Source organism: Candidatus Cytomitobacter indipagum, assembly GCF_008189285.1.
In the GTDB taxonomy this organism is placed as follows: domain Bacteria; phylum Pseudomonadota; class Alphaproteobacteria; order CAJXXZ01; family 1604HC; genus Cytomitobacter; species Cytomitobacter indipagum.
The window spans coordinates 374530-393400 of sequence record NZ_CP043315.1; the positions used below are offsets into that span (position 1 = coordinate 374530).

The 18871-nt window shown below is 30.8% G+C and carries 15 protein-coding genes and 2 tRNA genes; 14 read left to right on the plus strand and 3 right to left on the minus strand.

Annotation, left to right across the window (positions count from 1 at the left end; genetic code table 11):
* Positions 1-39 precede the first annotated feature (39 nt).
* From accB to FZC35_RS01640, 12 genes are all read left to right on the plus strand, one after another.
* The gene (gene accB, locus FZC35_RS01585) at positions 40-531 is read left to right on the plus strand and encodes an acetyl-CoA carboxylase biotin carboxyl carrier protein (RefSeq protein WP_148980910.1); all 492 of its coding nucleotides are present in this window, start codon (positions 40-42) and stop codon (positions 529-531) included.
* Positions 528-1865 carry an acetyl-CoA carboxylase biotin carboxylase subunit gene (locus FZC35_RS01590; protein ID WP_148980911.1) on the plus strand — a complete coding sequence of 446 codons (1338 nt, stop codon included), beginning with the start codon at positions 528-530 and terminating at the stop codon, positions 1863-1865. The genes accB and FZC35_RS01590 overlap by 4 nt, the downstream gene beginning before the upstream one ends.
* 86 nt (positions 1866-1951) lie before the next feature.
* Complete coding sequence (locus tag FZC35_RS01595) at positions 1952-3352, plus strand: leucine-rich repeat domain-containing protein (protein WP_148980912.1); 1401 nt, start codon at positions 1952-1954, stop codon at positions 3350-3352.
* 41 nt (positions 3353-3393) lie between these two features.
* On the plus strand, positions 3394-4644 hold the full coding sequence (locus FZC35_RS01600; protein ID WP_148980913.1) for a leucine-rich repeat domain-containing protein: 1251 nt from the start codon (positions 3394-3396) through the stop codon (positions 4642-4644).
* Between the two features lie 113 nt (positions 4645-4757).
* On the plus strand, positions 4758-5624 hold the full coding sequence (gene era / locus FZC35_RS01605; protein ID WP_148980914.1) for a GTPase Era: 867 nt from the start codon (positions 4758-4760) through the stop codon (positions 5622-5624).
* Positions 5625-5818: 194 nt separating this feature from the next.
* On the plus strand, positions 5819-7402 hold the full coding sequence (locus FZC35_RS01610; RefSeq protein WP_172619015.1) for a leucine-rich repeat domain-containing protein: 1584 nt from the start codon (positions 5819-5821) through the stop codon (positions 7400-7402).
* A 341-nt stretch (positions 7403-7743) separates the two neighbouring features.
* Positions 7744-7826: transfer RNA gene (locus FZC35_RS01615), tRNA-Leu, on the plus strand.
* A 92-nt stretch (positions 7827-7918) separates the two neighbouring features.
* Positions 7919-9565, plus strand: coding sequence for a malic enzyme-like NAD(P)-binding protein (locus FZC35_RS01620; protein WP_148980916.1), 1647 nt, complete (start codon positions 7919-7921; stop codon positions 9563-9565).
* The gene (gene mgtE / locus FZC35_RS01625) at positions 9546-10910 is read left to right on the plus strand and encodes a magnesium transporter (protein WP_148980917.1); all 1365 of its coding nucleotides are present in this window, start codon (positions 9546-9548) and stop codon (positions 10908-10910) included. The genes FZC35_RS01620 and mgtE overlap by 20 nt, the downstream gene beginning before the upstream one ends.
* Positions 10911-11017: 107 nt before the next feature.
* Positions 11018-11091 (plus strand) — tRNA-Met (locus tag FZC35_RS01630).
* A 285-nt stretch (positions 11092-11376) separates the two neighbouring features.
* Entirely contained in the window at positions 11377-12987 is a 1611-nt protein-coding gene (locus FZC35_RS01635; RefSeq protein WP_172619016.1) for a leucine-rich repeat protein, read from the plus strand.
* Positions 12988-13029: 42 nt separating this feature from the next.
* Positions 13030-14010: a leucine-rich repeat domain-containing protein gene (locus FZC35_RS01640; RefSeq protein ID WP_148980919.1), complete on the plus strand. Its 981-nt coding sequence runs from the start codon at positions 13030-13032 to the stop codon at positions 14008-14010.
* Positions 14011-14082: 72 nt separating this feature from the next.
* Here the strand turns inward: FZC35_RS01640 and FZC35_RS01645 are convergent, their stop codons facing one another.
* The 3 genes from FZC35_RS01645 to FZC35_RS01655 are packed head-to-tail and all read right to left on the minus strand — an operon-like array spanning position 14083 to position 16134.
* Entirely contained in the window at positions 14083-14505 is a 423-nt protein-coding gene (locus tag FZC35_RS01645; protein WP_148980920.1) for a transcription antitermination factor NusB, read from the minus strand.
* Entirely contained in the window at positions 14499-15236 is a 738-nt protein-coding gene (locus tag FZC35_RS01650; protein ID WP_148980921.1) for an SDR family oxidoreductase, read from the minus strand. Before FZC35_RS01650 ends, FZC35_RS01645 begins: the two co-directional genes overlap by 7 nt.
* On the minus strand, positions 15229-16134 hold the full coding sequence (locus FZC35_RS01655; RefSeq protein WP_148980922.1) for an ACP S-malonyltransferase: 906 nt from the start codon (positions 16132-16134) through the stop codon (positions 15229-15231). Before FZC35_RS01655 ends, FZC35_RS01650 begins: the two co-directional genes overlap by 8 nt.
* Before the next feature lie 92 nt (positions 16135-16226).
* Between FZC35_RS01655 and tssF the strand changes: the two genes are divergently transcribed.
* Positions 16227-17969: a type VI secretion system baseplate subunit TssF gene (gene tssF, locus FZC35_RS01660; RefSeq protein WP_172619017.1), complete on the plus strand. Its 1743-nt coding sequence runs from the start codon at positions 16227-16229 to the stop codon at positions 17967-17969.
* Positions 17966-18856, plus strand: coding sequence for a type VI secretion system baseplate subunit TssG (locus FZC35_RS01665; RefSeq protein ID WP_148980924.1), 891 nt, complete (start codon positions 17966-17968; stop codon positions 18854-18856). The genes tssF and FZC35_RS01665 overlap by 4 nt, the downstream gene beginning before the upstream one ends.
* Positions 18857-18871 lie beyond the last annotated feature (15 nt).

Genomic DNA, 18871 nt, shown 5'->3' on the forward strand with positions numbered 1-18871 from the left:
TTTCTTCCAATTTTCTTCGATTAATATTAAAATGCATACATGACAGAATTTAACAAAGAATATATAGAATATTTAGTTAGTCTTGTAAAAGAAAATGAATTAGGCGAAATAGAATATACAAAATCAAAAGATGGAGAAGTTCGTGTTACAGTAAAAAATCAGAAATCTGAAAACAATATTGCGACTCAACCTCAAGTAATTTATTCTAATCCTATGATTGGAGCGAATTCAGAAGCTCAAGATAATCAAAATTCATCTAATCAATCTAATAATATATCAAATAAACTGGGAGATAATTTTAAACCAATTAAATCTCCCATGATTGGAACAATATACACCTCCCCTAAGCCTGGAGACCCTCCTTTTGTGAAAAAAGGATCCAAAATTAATGAAGGAGATATTTTATTTATTGTTGAAGCAATGAAAGTGATGAATGAAGTAAAAGCTTCATTTTCAGGAACAATAGAAGAAATTTTGATTTCCGATGCTGATCCTGTTGAATTTGATCAAATCTTAGCGAAGGTGTCATGATTAAGAAAGTTTTAATTGCTAATAGAGGAGAAATTGCTCTAAGAATTATAAGAGCATGCAAATCTTTAGGAATAAAATCTGTTGCAGTATATTCAACAGCAGATAAAAATTCAATGCATATTAAGATGGCGGATGAAAGCATTTGCATAGGTCCTCCAAACGCAAATGAAAGCTATAGAAATATCAAATCAATTATTGCAGCAACAGAGCAATCTGATGCTGATGCAATACATCCTGGATATGGATTTTTATCTGAAAACGAAGAATTTGCACATGTAGTTGAGCAACATAATATAAAATTCATTGGGCCCTCTTCTAAGCATATAAAACTACTAGGAGACAAAGTAGAAAGCAAAAGAATTATGCAAAAATACGGAATTACTACAATTCCTGGATCAGAAGCATTATCCACAGCTCAAGATGGGCTAGATTATGCAAAAAGCATAGGGTTCCCTGTAATCATTAAAGCTTCCAATGGTGGTGGTGGAAAAGGAATAAGAATAGCCAAAAAAGAAGATGAATTTCTCAGCAACTTTGCAGCAGTAGATCAGGAAGCTAGCGCATTATTTGGAAAAGGTGGAAGCATATATGTCGAAAAATACTTCGAACGCCCTAGGCATGTAGAATTTCAGGTGCTTTCAGATGGCAAAAAGGCTGTGCATTTATTTGAAAGAGAATGCTCGCTTCAAAGAAGAAGGCAAAAAGTTCTAGAAGAAGCTCCGTCAAATGTTTTGACAGATCAACAAAGAGCAGAATGGGGTGAAAAAATCTCTAATATGATAGCTGCCATAGGATATGAAGGAGTTGGAACTTTAGAATTTCTATATCAAGACAATCAATTATACTTCATGGAAATGAATACAAGATTGCAAGTAGAGCATACAATAACAGAAGAAATAACTGGAATAGATCTGGTTCAACAACAAATCAAAGTTGCATCTGGAATTCCATTAGAAATAAAACAATCTGACATTAAAATAAATGGACATGCAATGCAATGCAGAATAACAGCAGAAGACCCTATCACATTTACACCTAGCCCTGGATTAGTGAAAAGCCACCTTCCAGCATTAGGACCATATGCTAGAGTAGACACAATGTTATATAACGGCTATCAAATACAGCCATATTACGATAGCTTAATTTCAAAATTAGTTGTCAAAGGAAGCAATAGAGAAGAGTGTATACGCAATTTAAAGCAGGCATTGAAAGAATATATAATAGAAGGTCCAAAAACTACATTACCTTTATTTCACAAACTAATTGAAGATGAAGAGTTTCAAAAAGCTGATTTTACAATTAACTGGCTTGAGAATTGGATTCAAAATTCATAAATTCAATTAATTTGTGATGCATTTAAACAAATAATTCAATTTTAATACCCTTCTAACAATCTAATATAGATATGATATAATACAAGATGAATATAAACAAATTATTACTATCAACTATAATCATACAATCTATGGTTTCAGCACCAGATAAAGTAATGCTTGATATGATGAAGGAAGACATAGAAGTATATCAAAAAATTAGAGAAGAGAATGATAAGGATCGTGAAATTGTATCGGGAAATAGAGAGTTTGCTATTTCTTTTATGTTTGATCTAAAAGCGAAAAGCAAGGGTAAAGAAGCATCGTACTTAAAAGATAATATTAATAAAGACATTATGAATATTATTGTTTCTTTCTTAGTAAAAAAAGGAGATTTCTATAAAATTAATCCAGATAATCCATATTATTCTGAAAACATGTATAATTTGAATTATGAATTTGATTCATCAAGTTCATTGAAACACTATCTTGCAAAGTACATTGATGTTAATAATTTTGAATACGTAGATCATGATGGCAGATTTATAGAAAAAGCATACTTTTGCATAAGGTATATTTCTATGCATGATGATGAAATGAAAAGAGGTATGAGTAGTTTTACAGAGCTTAATCTATCACAAAGCCAAATCACTTCAATGAAGCCAGGAGCATTTGTAGGATTAAGTAGTTTGACAACGCTTAATCTATCATATAATCAAATCACTTCAATTAAGCCAGGAGCATTTGCAGGATTGAGTAGTTTGACAACGCTTAATCTATATAGAAATCGAATCACTTCACTTGAGCCAGGAATATTTGCAGGATTAAGTAGTTTGACAGAGCTTAGTCTATCAGACAATCAAATCACTTCACCTGAACAAGGGGTATTTGCAGGATTGAGTAGTTTGATAAAGCTGAATCTATCAAGCAATCAAATCACTTCACTTGAACCAGGAGCATTTGAAGGATTGAGTAGTTTGACAGAGCTTAGTCTATCAGACAATCAAATCACTTCAATTACAAGAGCATTTGCAGGATTGAGTAGTTTGACAAAGCTTAATCTATATAGAAATCAAATTGCTTCAATTGAACCAGGAGCATTTGAAGGATTGGGTAGTTTGACAACGCTTGATTTATCATTGAATCAAATCACTTCAATTGAACCAAGAGTATTTGCAGGATTGAGTAGTTTGATAAAGCTTGATCTATCATGGAATCAAATCACTTCACTTGAAAAAGTAGCATTTGCAGGATTGAGCAGCTTAACAGAGCTTTATCTATCGTATAATAAAATCACTTTACTTGAACAAGGAGCATTTGCAGGATTGAGTAGTTTGACAAAGCTTAATCTATTAGGAAGTCAAATCACTTCACTTGAAAAAGTAGCATTTGCAGGATTGAGCGACTTGAAAATACTTAATTTGAATTCTAATGCTTTAGATGAACAATCTAAGGATTGTTTGGAAGAGCTAAAAAAGATGCTCCCAAATATTGAAATCTCATCTTAATAGATATTCATTAAATCAAAATAAGTATGATATAATGCATAATGAATATAAACAAATTATTGCTATCAACTATAATCATGCAATCTATTGTTGCAGCGCCAGATAAAGTAATGCTTGATATGATGAAGGAAGACATAGAAGTATATCAAAAAATTAGAGAAGAGAATGATAAGGATCGTGAAATTGTATCGGGAAATAGAGAGTTTGCTATTTCTTTTATGTTTGATCTAAAAGCGAAAAGCAAGGGTAAAGAAGTATCGTACTTAAAAGATAATATCGATAAAGACATTATGAATATTATTGTTTCTTTCTTAATTGGAAACGGTTTTTTCTATAGAATTGATCCAAGCAATCCATATTATGTAGAAAATGAAGATTATAAATTAAGCTATCCATTTGATTCATTGAAATACTGTCTTGCAAAATACATTGATGTTAATAATTTTGAATACGTAGATCATGATGGCATATCTATGAGAAAAGGATACTTTGGCATGAAGTATATTTCTATGCATGATGATAAAATGAAAAGAGGTATGAGTAGTTTGACAGAGCTTAGTCTACCAGACAATCAAATCACTTCACTTGAACCAGGAGTATTTGCAGGATTGAGTAGCTTAATAGATCTTGAGCTATCGCGTAACAAAATCACTTCACTTGAACAAGGAGTATTTGCAGGATTGAGTAGCTTAATAGATCTTGAGCTATCGCGTAACAAAATCACTTCACTTGAACAAGGAGCATTTGAAGGATTGAGTAGTTTGACAGAGCTTTATCTATTAGGAAATCAAACCACTGAAATTAAACCAGGAGCATTTGTAGGATTGAGTGGTTTGACAGAACTTAGTCTATATAGAAATAAAATCACTTTACTTGAACAAGGAGCATTTGCAGGATTAAGTAGTTTGACAAAGCTTGATATATCAGAAAATCAAATTGCTTCACTTGAACCAGGAGCATTTGCAGGATTGAGTAGTTTGATAAAGCTTGATCTATCAGACAATCAAATTGCTTCACTTGAACCAGGAGTATTTGAAGGATTGAGTAGTTTGATAAAGCTTGATCTATCATGGAATCAAATCACTTCAATTGAAAAAGGAGCATTTGAAGGATTAAGTAGTTTGACAAAGTTTGATCTACCAAGTTCAATCACTGAAATTAAACCAAGAGCATTTGAAGGATTGAGCGACTTGAAAATACTTAATTTGAATTCTAATGCTCTAGATGAAAAATCTAAGGATTGTTTGGAAGAGCTAAAAAAAATGCTCCCAAATATTGAAATATCATCTTAATAGATATTTATTAAATTATAAATGTTTATTCATTTTTGCAATTATAAGTGATATTTAAACATAACAGAGCATGCCATACAAACTTTATCATTTAAATGATAAAGTAAGAGAATATGAATAAAAAAGTCGCACAAATTGCAATTATCGGATCACCTAATGTCGGAAAGTCTAGCTTATTAAACCATTGGCTTGACGATAAAGTTAGCATAGTTTCCTCTAAGCCTCACACAACTCGTAATGCTGTATTTGGATCAATAACTAAAGATAATTCACAAATAGTTTTTGTTGACACTCCTGGATTTGCAAGACCAGATGGTCTTTGGGGCGTTCATTTGACTGAATCTTTGAATAATGCATTGAAAGGCGTTGATGCTATCTTATTAGTTATAGATGCGAACAAGCCACTAAGACATGGAACTGAAATTCTTCTTGATTTAGCTTTAAAAAGCAATAAAAAATTATTTATTACTATACATAAATGCGATGCTGTTAAAAATCCAGCTTTATTTGAAACAGTTCAATGGATTAAAGATAAGGGATACAAACAAGAGGTATTTATCACATCAACAAATGATAAAATAGGGTTAGATGTATTGCTGAGCAATATGTTTAAAGCAACTAAAGATGGAGAGTGGTTGTTTGGAGAAAAAGAAAAAACAAATCTAACCAAAGAATGGATTGGCGCTGAGTACGTTAGAGAAAAAGCATTTTACTTGTTGCATCAAGAAATCCCTTTTCATCTTGTTGTTGTTCCAAGAAAATGGAATTTTAGAGAAAATTCATGGGATCTTCATGTAGATATTATTGTTCAAAACGTTGGGCATAAGAAAATTGCAATTGGTCAAGGTGCCAGCATGGTTAAAGAGATTGGATCGGCTGCAAGAGCAGAATTAATGACCAAATGGGGCAAAGGAAGCTTATTTATTGAAGTTAAAGTAGATAAAGATTTCAGGGAAAATGCTTTGAAATTATACCAATAATTTATAGAAGTCAATTAAAAATCCAAAATGATAAATCAATAATACAATTTCTAAAATATCATAAATATCATAAATTTTAACATAAAAATTTATTGAATTAAAAATCTGAAAGATACTTCGTATTAAGGCATCAATTATTCTTCTTTTTAAAGCATAAATATTTGTTAGTTTAAATAAATATGATAGAGTGTGAAATGAATATAAATAAATTATTATTGCAAACTATATTTATTCAATCTGCAGCTGCAATGCTAAATGAGCAAGATATAGATATGATGTGCAAAGATATTACAATATATCAAAAAGTGCAAAAAGAGAATGAATTAATAGCAAAAACTATATCATCTAATAAAATATGCGCGCTTCCATTTATGATTTGCTCATATAGAAAAAGAATGGCGCAGAAGAGCGGAGAGTCAAGAGGAATCGCAAATAAAGATATTGCAAAATACATTGTTTCATTCCTGATAGAAAGAAGCAAAAGTGAATTTTACAGAGTTGATCCAAAAAATGCAGATTATACAGCAAGCGAAGAGTATTCTTTGCGTTATATGTTTGATGCATTGAAGTATGATCTTGCAAAACATATTAATGCTGATGAATTTGGAAAAGCGGAGTATGCGCCATATGCAGGAATAGAATATTTTGATATATGCTATATTGCTCAACATTTTGATGAAGTGAAAGAACAGCTTAAATACTTTGTTAAAGAAATTAATTTAAAAGAAAATCAAATCACTTCAATTGATTTAAGAATGCTTGTAGGGTTGGATAATTTAATAAGTCTTAATTTATCAAAAAATCAAATCACTTCTCTTGATCCAGGATTATTTTCTGGACTAAGCAATTTGAAAAGCATTGTTATGCATAACAATCAAATAGCCTCACTTGATCCAGGATTATTTTCTGGATTAGGTGTTTTGGAAAGCATTTATCTGCATGAGAATCAAATCACTTCTCTTGATCCAGGATTATTTTCTGGATTAGGTGTTTTGGAAAGCATTTATCTGTATGAAAATCAAATAGCTTCACTTGATCCAGGAGTATTTTCTGGACTAAGCAATTTGAAAAGTATTATTATGCATAATAATCAAATAACTTCACTTGAACCAGGAGTATTTTTTGGATCAGATAGTTTAAAAACAATTGATTTAGGGGCAAATCAAATCACTTCACTTAAAAAAAGAGCGTTTGCAGGGTTAATCAATTTGACAAGCCTTAATCTATCAAACAATCAAATCACTTCAGTTGAACCAGAAATGTTTGCAGAGTTAATCAATTTAAAAACACTTGATCTTTCATCCAATCAAATCACTTCTCTTGATCCAGGATTATTTTCTGGATTAGGTGTTTTGGAAAACATTTATCTGCATAATAATCAAATAGCTTCACTTGATCCAGGAGCATTTGCAGGATTGAGCAGCCTAACAGAGCTTGTTCTGATATACAATCAAATCACTTCGCTTGAACCGGGAATATTTGAAGGATTAAGTAGTTTGCCAGAGCTTAATCTATCAGGCAATCAAATCACTGAAATTAAACCAGGAGCTTTTGAAGGATTGAATAGTTTGACAACGCTTGATCTATCAGGCAATCAAATCACTGAAATTAAACCAGGAGCTTTTGAAGGATTAAGTAGATTAGAAACACTTGATCTACTATTAAATCAAACCACTTCAATTGATCAAGGAACATTTGAAGGATTGAATAGTTTGACAACGCTTGATCTGCAAGGCAACAAAATCACTTCATTTGAAAAGGATTGTTTAAAGGATTGAATGTCTAAAATACCTTCGTTTAGAAGATAATGCTCTAAATAATCTAAACAATGAATCAAGGGATTATTTAAAAAGCCTAAGAAAAACATGTAAGGTTTATTAATAGGTAAAAATCATCTGAAAAAGAAAGATGGCTAAATTCAATAATTCTAAAATATTAAAATTCTTTATTTGTTTGAGATCCTGGATAGTTTAAACAGCATCATTTTTTTCGCAATGAAAAACCTTTTCTTGAAAGGCAATATTTGCAAAATAAAGTGGTATTTATTTTATATAATTACATAGAAATTTATTATGCTCGGATTGTAGGGCTAGTGATTTTTATGCTATTATAATGTGTAGCGGTTATGGCGGAATGGTAGACGCGCAGCGTTGAGGTCGTTGTGGATGAAAATCCGTGGAAGTTCAAGTCTTCTTAACCGTATTAATCAGTTTTAAACTAAAATTTAAACAAATTAGTTACAAGTGCTTTATATGCAATTATTTGTTATTTTAGTTAATTAAAGGAGATAAATTATGAGTCAAATCAAAAAATCTTTAGAATATCATTCTAATTTTCCTAAAGGAAAATGGGGGATGCATGCAACAAAGCCATTGTCTGCGCAAGATATGTCTCTTGCTTACTCTCCTGGAGTAGCAGATCCATGTCTAGAAATTGAATCAGACCCTAAATCTGCACTTGAATACACCTCAAAAGGAAATTTAGTTGCAGTCATTAGTAATGGAACCGCAGTATTAGGACTGGGAAATATAGGAGCATTAGCATCAAAGCCAGTAATGGAAGGCAAATGCATTCTTATGAACAAAATGTCTGGAGTTTTCGGAGTTGATATAGAGATTGACGAAAATGATGCTCAAAATATAATAGATATTATAAGAAAAATCTCGCCTTCATTCGGAGCTATCAATTTGGAAGATATAAAAGCTCCTGAATGCTTTATGATTGAAGAAGAATTACAGAATTTGGGAATTCCTGTCTTTCATGATGACCAACATGGAACTGCGATTGTTGCAACTGCAGGAATTGAAAATGCATTAAAATTAATAGGAAAATCATGGAGCTCTATTAAGGTTGTTGCAAATGGGGCTGGAGCTGCTGGAATAGCATGTTTAGATTCTATGGTTAATATGGGGCTAAATCCTAAAAATATCATGTTATTTGACTCTAAAGGATTGATAAATAAAGATAGGTCAGGATTAAATAAATATAAAGCAAAATATGCTTCAGATGAAAAATCTTGCACGTTGGAAGAAGCATTAGATGGAGCTGATGTATTTTTAGGCGTATCTGCTGCAAAAGCTTTAAAGCCAGAATGGACCAAGAAAATGTCTGAAAACCCTATAATTTTTGGTTTAGCAAATCCTGAACCTGAAATTATGCCTGAACTAGCTAAAGCAGCTAGAAGAGATTGTATAATTGCAACAGGAAGATCTGATTATCCAAATCAAGTAAATAATCTTCTATGTTTTCCTTATATTTTTAGAGGAGCATTAGATTCAGGCGCAGAAAGAATTAATGATAACATGAAAAGAGCTTGCATCAAGGCGATTGCTGAAATTGCTAGAAATGATGAAGAATTTGGAGTTGATCATATAATTCCTAGCGCATTGGACGAACGATTAGGATTAGTAGTTTCAAAAGCAGTTGCTGAAGCTTCTGGTGGGAAAATTCCTAATCATTATGGAAGATATGTAGAAAAAATGTTAAATGAAAATTCAAGCAAGTATTTTAATATTTTTGACCAATCTAAATCTATGAATATTTCAAATACACCTAATGCTGTTAAAGAAATTTACAAAGCATGGGATATTTCAATCAAGGAAGATACAAATGCAAATTACAAGCTTATGCCTTTAGAAAAATCTTGTGATGGTGAAAAATTAGTTTGGTTTTTCGGGTTAGAATCAAATCCTTGGATTGCTTATAGCCAAGCTGGAGGAAAAGTAATCGATCAAATTAAAGAGATGTTTGATTTTACAGACATTCCTCATGTTCCAATAGTTAGCTTAGAGCAATGTCGTAATTTAGAAAAAAGGAAGGATTTCTGTGGTAGACTTTCTTTAGACAAAGGATTGAAGATGGAATTTAAGCAAGGATTGAGAAATATAGCTTACTTAACCTTACTTCTAAGTGGTGTGGAGTATGAACAAACTTCCAATTGAAGTTCACAGATATGAAAATGCACAGCGCCGAATAGCGTCTATTATATCGAGCTTAAATAGCAATTCTATATCAAAAACTAAAGGCATATTTAAGCATATTCATGCTTCAGAAGCTGCTATAGTATTTCACTTTTTATCTCAATCACAGAGAGAGAAATTAATTAATATTTTAGGTTCTGATTTTGATCCATATATATTAGCTTTCTTGGACGATGAAGTAAGAGAAGAAATTGTAGATAGTTGGGCAAATGATCAGTTAGGTCATGCTTTGAGCTCTATTAACGAATACGATGCCTTGGAAATTTTATCCGAACTGCATCCAGAACAGAAAAAAGCGATTTTAAAATCTGTTAAACCAGAGGTAAGAATTTTTCTTGAAGAAGGATTGAGCTATCCTGAGAAAAGCGCAGGACGCTTAATGTGTTATCAGGTCGTTGCATTGCCTCAAGATTGGACTATAGAAAAAGCTGTTTCTTTCCTTGCAAAAGCAAAACATCTTCCTGAGGAGTTTTACGTTATCTTTGTTGTAGATAATTTTAACAAACCTGTTGGAGTAATTAAATTGCAAGATATATACAGACAATCAAAATCTTCTGTATTATCTCATTGCATGGAAGAAGTATTATTTGATGTATCTGCAACAATAGATCAAGAAGAGTTAGCATTGCTTTTTAGACAATATTCTGTAATTGCAGCTCCTGTTGTAAATAACAATGGATCAATAATTGGAACTGTAAATGCAAATACGATAGTGAACATTATTTTCAAAGAAAGCGAAGAAGATCTTTTGCATATGGTTGGTGTGGAGGATTCAGGTTTCCACTCTAATATATTAGAAACTGCACAAGCTAGATTCAAATGGCTATTCGTTTCTAGTTGCATGGCCATGCTTTCTGCTAGTGTGATTGGCATGTTTCAAGGTGTAATATCAACTCATTACCAGCTTAGTATTGTGTTGCCAATGACTGCGACTATGGGAGGAAATTCTGGAATGCAGGTTGTTGCTGTGATTATCAGAGCGCTTTCTAATAAACAGATTAGCATGATTAATATTTGGCGTGTTTTGCGAAAAGAAATATTAGTTGGACTACATAATGGCTTTGTATTTGCAATTATTTTTGGAACTATCGCTTATTTCTTCATATCCAGCAAAATTGCTATTATTTTTGGAATTGCAATAATGTTAAATATAGTATGGTCTGGATTTATTGGAATGATTTTGCCTATTTTTCTTGACAGAATGAACATGGATCCAGCGCTAAGCGCGGCATCTTTCCTTACTGCTATGACTGATATGATGGGATACGCAGCACTTTTATTGATCGCTTCATATTTCTTGAATTAACTTTCATTTTTATGCTAAATAAGTATGCTAATATATGAAAATCTCTTGTTTTAAGCTGACTAAACTCACTTGATATAAAATGAAAAAACATGCACAATATTGTTGTTGGCGAAGTAGCTCAGCTGGTTAGAGCAGCGGAATCATAATCCGCGTGTCGGGGGTTCGAGCCCCTCCTTCGCTATATTTTCAAAGCAATTTTTTTTATCATTTTTAAATCTATACAAAATTTATTATTAAGATTATCAATATTTATATTTTATAATTTTAGAAAGAAGTCTATAGATTTATACATTCTTCTTGCAATTTAATTAAATTCTTCTTCGATTATTATCTAGAACATTAGAATTTAAATTAAGCGTTTTGATGTTATTCAAATCATTTCTTAATATATTGCACTTATAAAAATAATCAAATTTCTGCAAATCAATTAACTTTTCCAATTTAATAAAATATAATACAATGCATGATGAATACAAACAAATTATTGCTATCAGCTATACTTATTCAATCTATAGCTTCAACACCAAGTGATCAAGAGATTAATGAAATGAGAGCAGATATAACAGTATATAAAAAAGTTAGAAGAAAGCATAATAAATGCAAAAAATATATTGCACATCATCAAAAGGTAAATAGAATTAGCTGTTTTATTTTTGCTGCAAAAAAGGCAAAAGCTAAAATGAAAGATGCAAAAGGAAATATTGTAAAAGAAATTAAAGAATCTATTATATTTGAAAATAATATAATCGATGTCATTTCTTTCTTGACAGGGCATTATTTTTTCTTGAATGAACAAGGCTCTTACTCTTTAGAGGGTCCTTTAGATATAATCAAATCAAATAAATTAGGAACGTATAAATTAATACATCCTCTGAATTTATCGAAATACTCTCTTGCAATTTATATTAATCCTGATGACCTTGAATATGTAGATCATGATGGCAAATCCATGAAAAAAGAATACTTTGGGATGATGTATATCGCCATGCATGACAGCAAGGTGAAAGAAAGCATGAGCAATTTAAAGAATCTTTGTTTTGAAAGCTATGATATTAGCAAAAAGATTTCTTCAGTTGAACCAGGGTTATTTGAAGGATTAAATAATTTGAAAAATCTTAGTCTATCATGGAATAAAATCAAATTCATTGAATCAGGAGTATTTGCAGGATTGGACAAATTAAAAAGGCTTAGTTTAGCAAACAATAAAATTAAATCATTTGAACCAGAATCATTTGAAGGATTGAGCAACTTAAAAAGTCTTAGCCTATTATCCAATCCAATTCACTCTCTTAAAACAAGATCATTTGTAGGATTGGATAGTTTGGAAGAGCTTCTTTTGCATGGAAATAAAATATATAAAATTGAATCAAAAACATTTGCAGGGTTAAATAATTTGAAAGATCTTGATCTATCAAGAAATCAAATTGTTTTAATTGAATCAGGAATGTTTGAAGGATTAAGTGGTTTGAAATATCTTGATATATCAAGCAATAAAATTAATTCAATTTGCATTAAACCAGGAGTATTTGCAGGATTGAATAGCTTAAAAAGTCTTGATCTGCGAGACAATAAAATCACTTCACTTGAATCAAAATATTTTGCAGGATTAATTAATTTAATAGATCTTCGCCTATCAAACAATCAAATCACTATAATTGAGCCAAGAATGTTTGAAGGACTAAGTGGTTTGACAAAACTTAATCTATCATGCAATCAAATCACTTCAATCAAAAAAGGATCATTTGAAGAATTAAATAATTTGGAATGTCTCATTCTCTCATACAATCAAATCACCATAATTGAGCCAAGAATGTTTGCAAGATTAAGCAGTTTGACATATCTTGGTCTATCAAACAATAGAATCACTTCAATTGAATCAGAAATGTTTGAAGGATTAAGTAGTTTGACAAAACTTAATCTATCATGCAATCAAATCACTTCAATCAAAAAAGGATCATTTGAAGAATTAAATAACCTGCAAATACTTAATTTAAATTACAAAATTCTAGATGATGAATCTAAGGATTGTTTGAATGAACTAAAAAAGATTCTCCCAAATATTGAAATATTATCTTAAATACTTATTTATTAAATCAGAATAAGTATGATATAATATACAATGAATATAAATAAACTATTACTATCAGCTATACTTATGCAATCTATGGTTGCAGCACCAGATGAAGCAATGATTGATATGATGAAAAAAGATATAGCGATATATCAAAAAGTTAGAAAAGAGAATGATAAAGATATATTGAAGAGTAGAAAGAATGTTTATTCATTTTTATGGACAATGAATGAAAAAAGAAATGAACTTGATGCAAAGGGAGTTGAATCACAATATATTAATAAAGATGTTGAAAAAATTATAGCTTCTTTCTTAATAGGCATCAATGGTCTTTTTTGTAAAATTGACCCAAGTGATCCAAATTATGTAGAAAACGAAGAATATAAGCTGAGCTATCCATTTGATACATTGAAGTATAGTCTTGCAAGCTATATTGATGTTAGTGCATTTAAATACGTAGATTATAATAGAAGATATATGAAGAAAGAATGCTTTAACATAAAGTATATCTCTATGCATTATGATAAATTTAAAGAACGTTTGAAAAACTTGAAAAAGCTTGATTTACGTAACACGCTAATCACTACAATTGAACCAGGAATGTTTGAAGGATTGAGTAGTTTGGAAATGCTTGATCTATCAGGAAATCAAATCACTTCAATTGAACCAGGAATATTTGAAGGATTGAGTAGTTTGAAAATACTTGATCTATCACACAATCAAATCATTGAAATTAAACCAGGAATATTTGAAGAATTAATTAATTTGACAGAGCTTTATTTATATGGAAATCAAATCACTTTAATTAAATCAGGAGTATTTGAAGAATTAAGTAGTTTGACAAAGCTTGATTTATCAAGAAATCAAATCGCTTCAGTTGAATCAGGAGTATTTGAGAAATTGAGTAATTTGAAAATGCTTTATCTATCAAGAAATAACTTTTCTTCAATTTCAGAAAAACTTAAAGAATTAAATGTTTTAACAGACTTTATTCTATATAAAAATCAAATCACTTTAATTGCATCTTGAACATTTAAAGAATTTCTTTGTAAACCAAAACGCTTTTTGGGATTTTTATTTCTCTTATTAACTAAGCTTTTATCAGGAATTTAGAAAAATCTTTACATTTTCTAAGTTAGAGTGCAAAAATGCAATAGATTCTTCTTCGCCAAATATTCTAGCAATAGATATGTAATGATCCACAACTTGTTTTTTGTTTTCACAATTAGACAAATCAAAAGAGCCGCAAATCAAAAGAGATTTTACAATACACCCTGTATTTTCCCATCTCCATTTTCCATTGTCCAAAATTTCCATAAGCGTGTCTTCTATATCATCAAGAGAATTAACAATTTTATTTATATCTTTGAAAAATAAATTTCTGTCGCCTAAATCTTCATCGCTTCTATCATGAAACTGCATCAAAACTTCATTTTTATTATCTAAAAGTAAAAATTGATATATAGCTTGCACTTTTGCAAATCTAGTCTGCTTTAATATCTCTGGTTCAATTTCGCTTAACACATTAACATTCCACCATTAATGTGTAATGTCTCTCCAGTTACATAATCAGCTTCTTCGCTAGCTAAATACAGCGCACCAGCTGCAACATTTTTTGGTGTTCCAGCTTTTTTGGCAGGAATATTATCAAAAATTTCAGGATTTTTCTCTAAAAGATCTTTTGTCATTGGAGTTTCAATGAATCCTGGAGCAATCGCATTAACAGTAATTCCTCTTGAAACAACTTCTCTTGCTAGTGTTTTTGTCATTCCCAAAAGAGCTGCTTTGCTAGTAGAATATGCAACTTGACCAGCATTTCCCATGCATCCAACTATAGATGAAAGATTAATCACTCTTCCATAACGATTTTTCATCATCCCCATAATAGTCATTTTAGTTAATTTCCATACAGAATTTAAATTAATATCCATATGCAGATTCCAATCCGCGTCCTTAACTCTCATAAAAAGGCTATCTCTTGTGATTCCTGCAGAATTAATTAAAATATCAATCTTACCCATAGCTTTCACAGCAGAATCATGCAAATTTTTCAATTCGCTATCATCACAAAGATTTGCCTTACAAAAACCAGCACACCCTTCTCCAAGCTCATTTTTCAATGCTTCTAATTTGGATTCTTCCATCCCAGTAATAAAAACTTGAGCCCCATGATTCACAAACTCTTTAGCAACAACAGATCCAATTCCTCCGCTTGCTCCAGTAATTAATACGGTTTTTCCACTAAAATTAAACATTCAAGAACTCCTTCTTTGCGCATAGTATATCATCTATGCTTCCTATAGTCATCGACTTCATATTAGATTTTTCAGCCAATTTAGACAAAACATTTCCACATCCCATTTCTACCAACATTTCTACTCCATTATCCTTCATGCAATCCATAGATTTTTTCCATTTAACTCCATGAGTTACATGGTCTATCAAATTATTTTTAATTTCACTTCCATCAAGAGATGCTTCTCCAGTTTTATTTGAAATTACTGCAATCTTTGGATCATTAAAATTAATTTTTTCAATTTCTTTAGCTAATTCTTTTTGCACACTTTCAACTAATGAAGAATGGAACCCTCCACTAACTTTTAATTGTATGCATCTTTTTATTCCAAATTCTTTGTAAGATTGATTAATTTGATTTTTCAATCTTTCATCACAACTGATAATAATCTGAGAATCAAGATTGTGATTTGAAACTTCGCATACCAATCCTGTTGAATCATTAATATTTTTAGCAAAATTTGCCACATCTTCAAAATTTGCGATACAAGCAAACATTATTCCAGAGCACTTAGCCATTAATTCTGATCTCAATTTTATCAATCTTAATCCATCTTCAAAACTAAAGCATCCAGCAGCGTAACACGCAGCATACTCTCCAACTGAATGACCAGCTAAATATGCAGGCCCAACACTGTCCTTCATTGCAAGCCAAATTGCACATGAAACAACATATAAAGCAGGCTGAGAATATAAAGTGTTGCTCAATTCTTGATCTGTTTTTTGCAAAATAGATTGAAAATCAGGGTAAATATTATTGGCGCGGTCAAAAATCTCTTTACTAATTTCAAGCAGATCCATTCCCATGCCTTGTTTTTGAGCTCCTTGTCCAGGAAATACAATAGAATATTTTGTCATAGAGAGAAATTATATACCTAATAATTCAACTTATCCATACTTATTTATCAAAAATTTATTATATTTTAACCATAATGCATTCTAATTCTGACATGAGTCAAAATAATCCTGACCTAAATAAATTGTTTCCATACTTCAGAAATTCAATGAATTATCTGATGCAAGAAGGAGAAAAATTTGCTCAGAAATACCCTTCCATAGCAAAAGAATTAAATTTCTCAGAACACAAAATTTCAGATCCACATGTTAAAAGAGTCATAGAGGCATTTGCGTTTTTTGATGCTAGATTGCAATATCAAGTTGATGATCAAATGCGTGATATTAGCGCCAATCTTCTTAATGCGCTGTATCCACAATTCACAGCCCCAATCCCTTCATGCACTATATTGCAATTTCATAAAATGAAAAATATTTCTCAGAAACAAAGTATTTCTATAGAAAAAAACACTCAAGTAAAAGCAAAAAACTCTTACAAGCAAGAATGTACATTTTCTACTGTATATGATTTAGATCTAACTGATTTTCAGATCAATCAAATGCAATATGTAAAAGCAGAGCAATCTGATTTAGCAGTAAAAAATTCATTTATGCTTGGATTAAATGCGCAAAATATAAAACCAAATCAAAGCGTCAGTTTATTTATTAATTCAGACTCATTCTCTTCATTTTCTTTGTATGAAAACATATTAGCTTATAACCATGATGGCCCAACTCCAATTTTTGCTGCAAATTTAAAACATGAATTATTGCAAAAAGAACCAATAGGATACATTTACCCCAAAGGATTTAGCGATGAAGATGCTCTTCTAGATATTCCGCAATATTGCTCTGATATACATAGAAATCTAATGGAGTACAGCGCATTTCCAGAGAAGTTCCTATTTGTCGATATGAAATTTAATGATTTTAATTTTGAAAACAATGAAATACAATTATTGATTCCATTAAGTGAAAAAGCTAATCCAAATACAATTCACCTAAATAACAATATGCTGTCTACTAACTGCACACCAGCAATTAACTTATTTCCAAAAAAATCAGAACCTATTATGATAAATTATGAATCTGAATCATATAAATTAATTCCAGCAAAAAATGAAATTGCATTTGAAATACACACAATACAGAATGTTTATCAATATGATCAATCCAAAGAAAATAATAGAATAACTTATAATCAATATTTTGGATTTCGCCATCATGATACAAGCAAGTCTTGGTATCACTACAGGCAGCCATCTATTTATGATGGAACAGATGCATTTATAGCCTTAGTAGATGAGGAAATGAAGCACCTTGATTCAAATTCAGCAACAATATACGCAGATTTATTATGCACGAATAGAAAGCAAGCAGAGCATATTAAGATCAATACAGAATTTCAGGTAAATAAAATTGACGGAGTGTATTGCTCAAATCTAATACAGCCAACCCAAAGCATGTATTCTAATAGTGAAGGCAAAGAACAGTGGTCATTAATTTCCAACCTATCTTTAAATCATATAAGCTTAGCGATAAATCGTAATAATATAGAAACATTGCAAAAAATGCTGTCAATATATAGCTCAAGAAAAGATCTAAAACAATACAATAAAAAAATATTAAAAATTGAATACAAAGAATCTATAGGAAGAGTAAAAAATGCAATCACCGAAACTCTTCCAAAAATCATATTCAAAATCACATTTGAAGATTCAAATGCAGAAATATTTTTATTGTCTGTCTTATTGAGCAATATTTTAATCAAAACTGCGCCATTCAATAGCCTGGTAGATGTTTTAATATTAAAAAATTCAAATGATACAATATGGAAAAAGGTTAGCTTAGAACAATGAACCTAGAGGAAAAATTAATTTCACAGCCATGGAAATTCTCCTTGCATCAATTCATGTTTTTGTCTAAACAAATTGATCCAAATTTAAAATTCAAAGGAAATATAGATTTAAGTCCAAGTCCAAGCGATATTATTGAAATCAATCAAGACGAGCGACATGTTTTAGTTAATGGAATTAGTTTGCTAGGAATTCAAGGCGCACTTCCAATTCATTACATAGATATGATTATGAATAGAAAAAGAAAAAAAGATCATGCTTTGCAAGACTTCTTAGACATTTTCAATAATAAAATAATCAACAATACTTTTGATATAAAGAAAAAATCAGTTTTCTCACTAAGCGCTTCAAAATTTCAAAAAACATCATCAGGCAGAATCGCAAATGCAATAGGATTAGGTGAATTACATAATTCTAATTCTATAACAAGGGAACTTTGCACAGCATTGCCTATTTTATTTTGGTCGCAAAAAAGCCCTAATAATTTAATCTATATACTTCAATCATTTCTAAAAGACGCAAAAGTAGAATGCAAACAATTTATAGGAAAATGGATCAAAATAGAAGAGGAAGACCAAACTATATTAAGATCAAACTGTAAAAAACCAAGTCTTGGATTAAAATTTCTAGGAAAAAGATTTTGGAATAGCAAGCATGGAATAAAAATTATAATAACCACAAAATCTCTTGAGTTATATTCTAAATTATTACCAAACGAATCTTTCAGGAAAGACTTGGAGCTTATTATCAAATCGTATATTCCTTATAATATAAATTTCCAAATTGAATTAAATCTAATATACAAATCTCAACCAACATTATTATTAGGAAAGCAAAGTATATTATCTTACTTCAGTTGGTTAAATAATGCATCATGCGAAAAAAGATAATTAAATTAGAGTTTA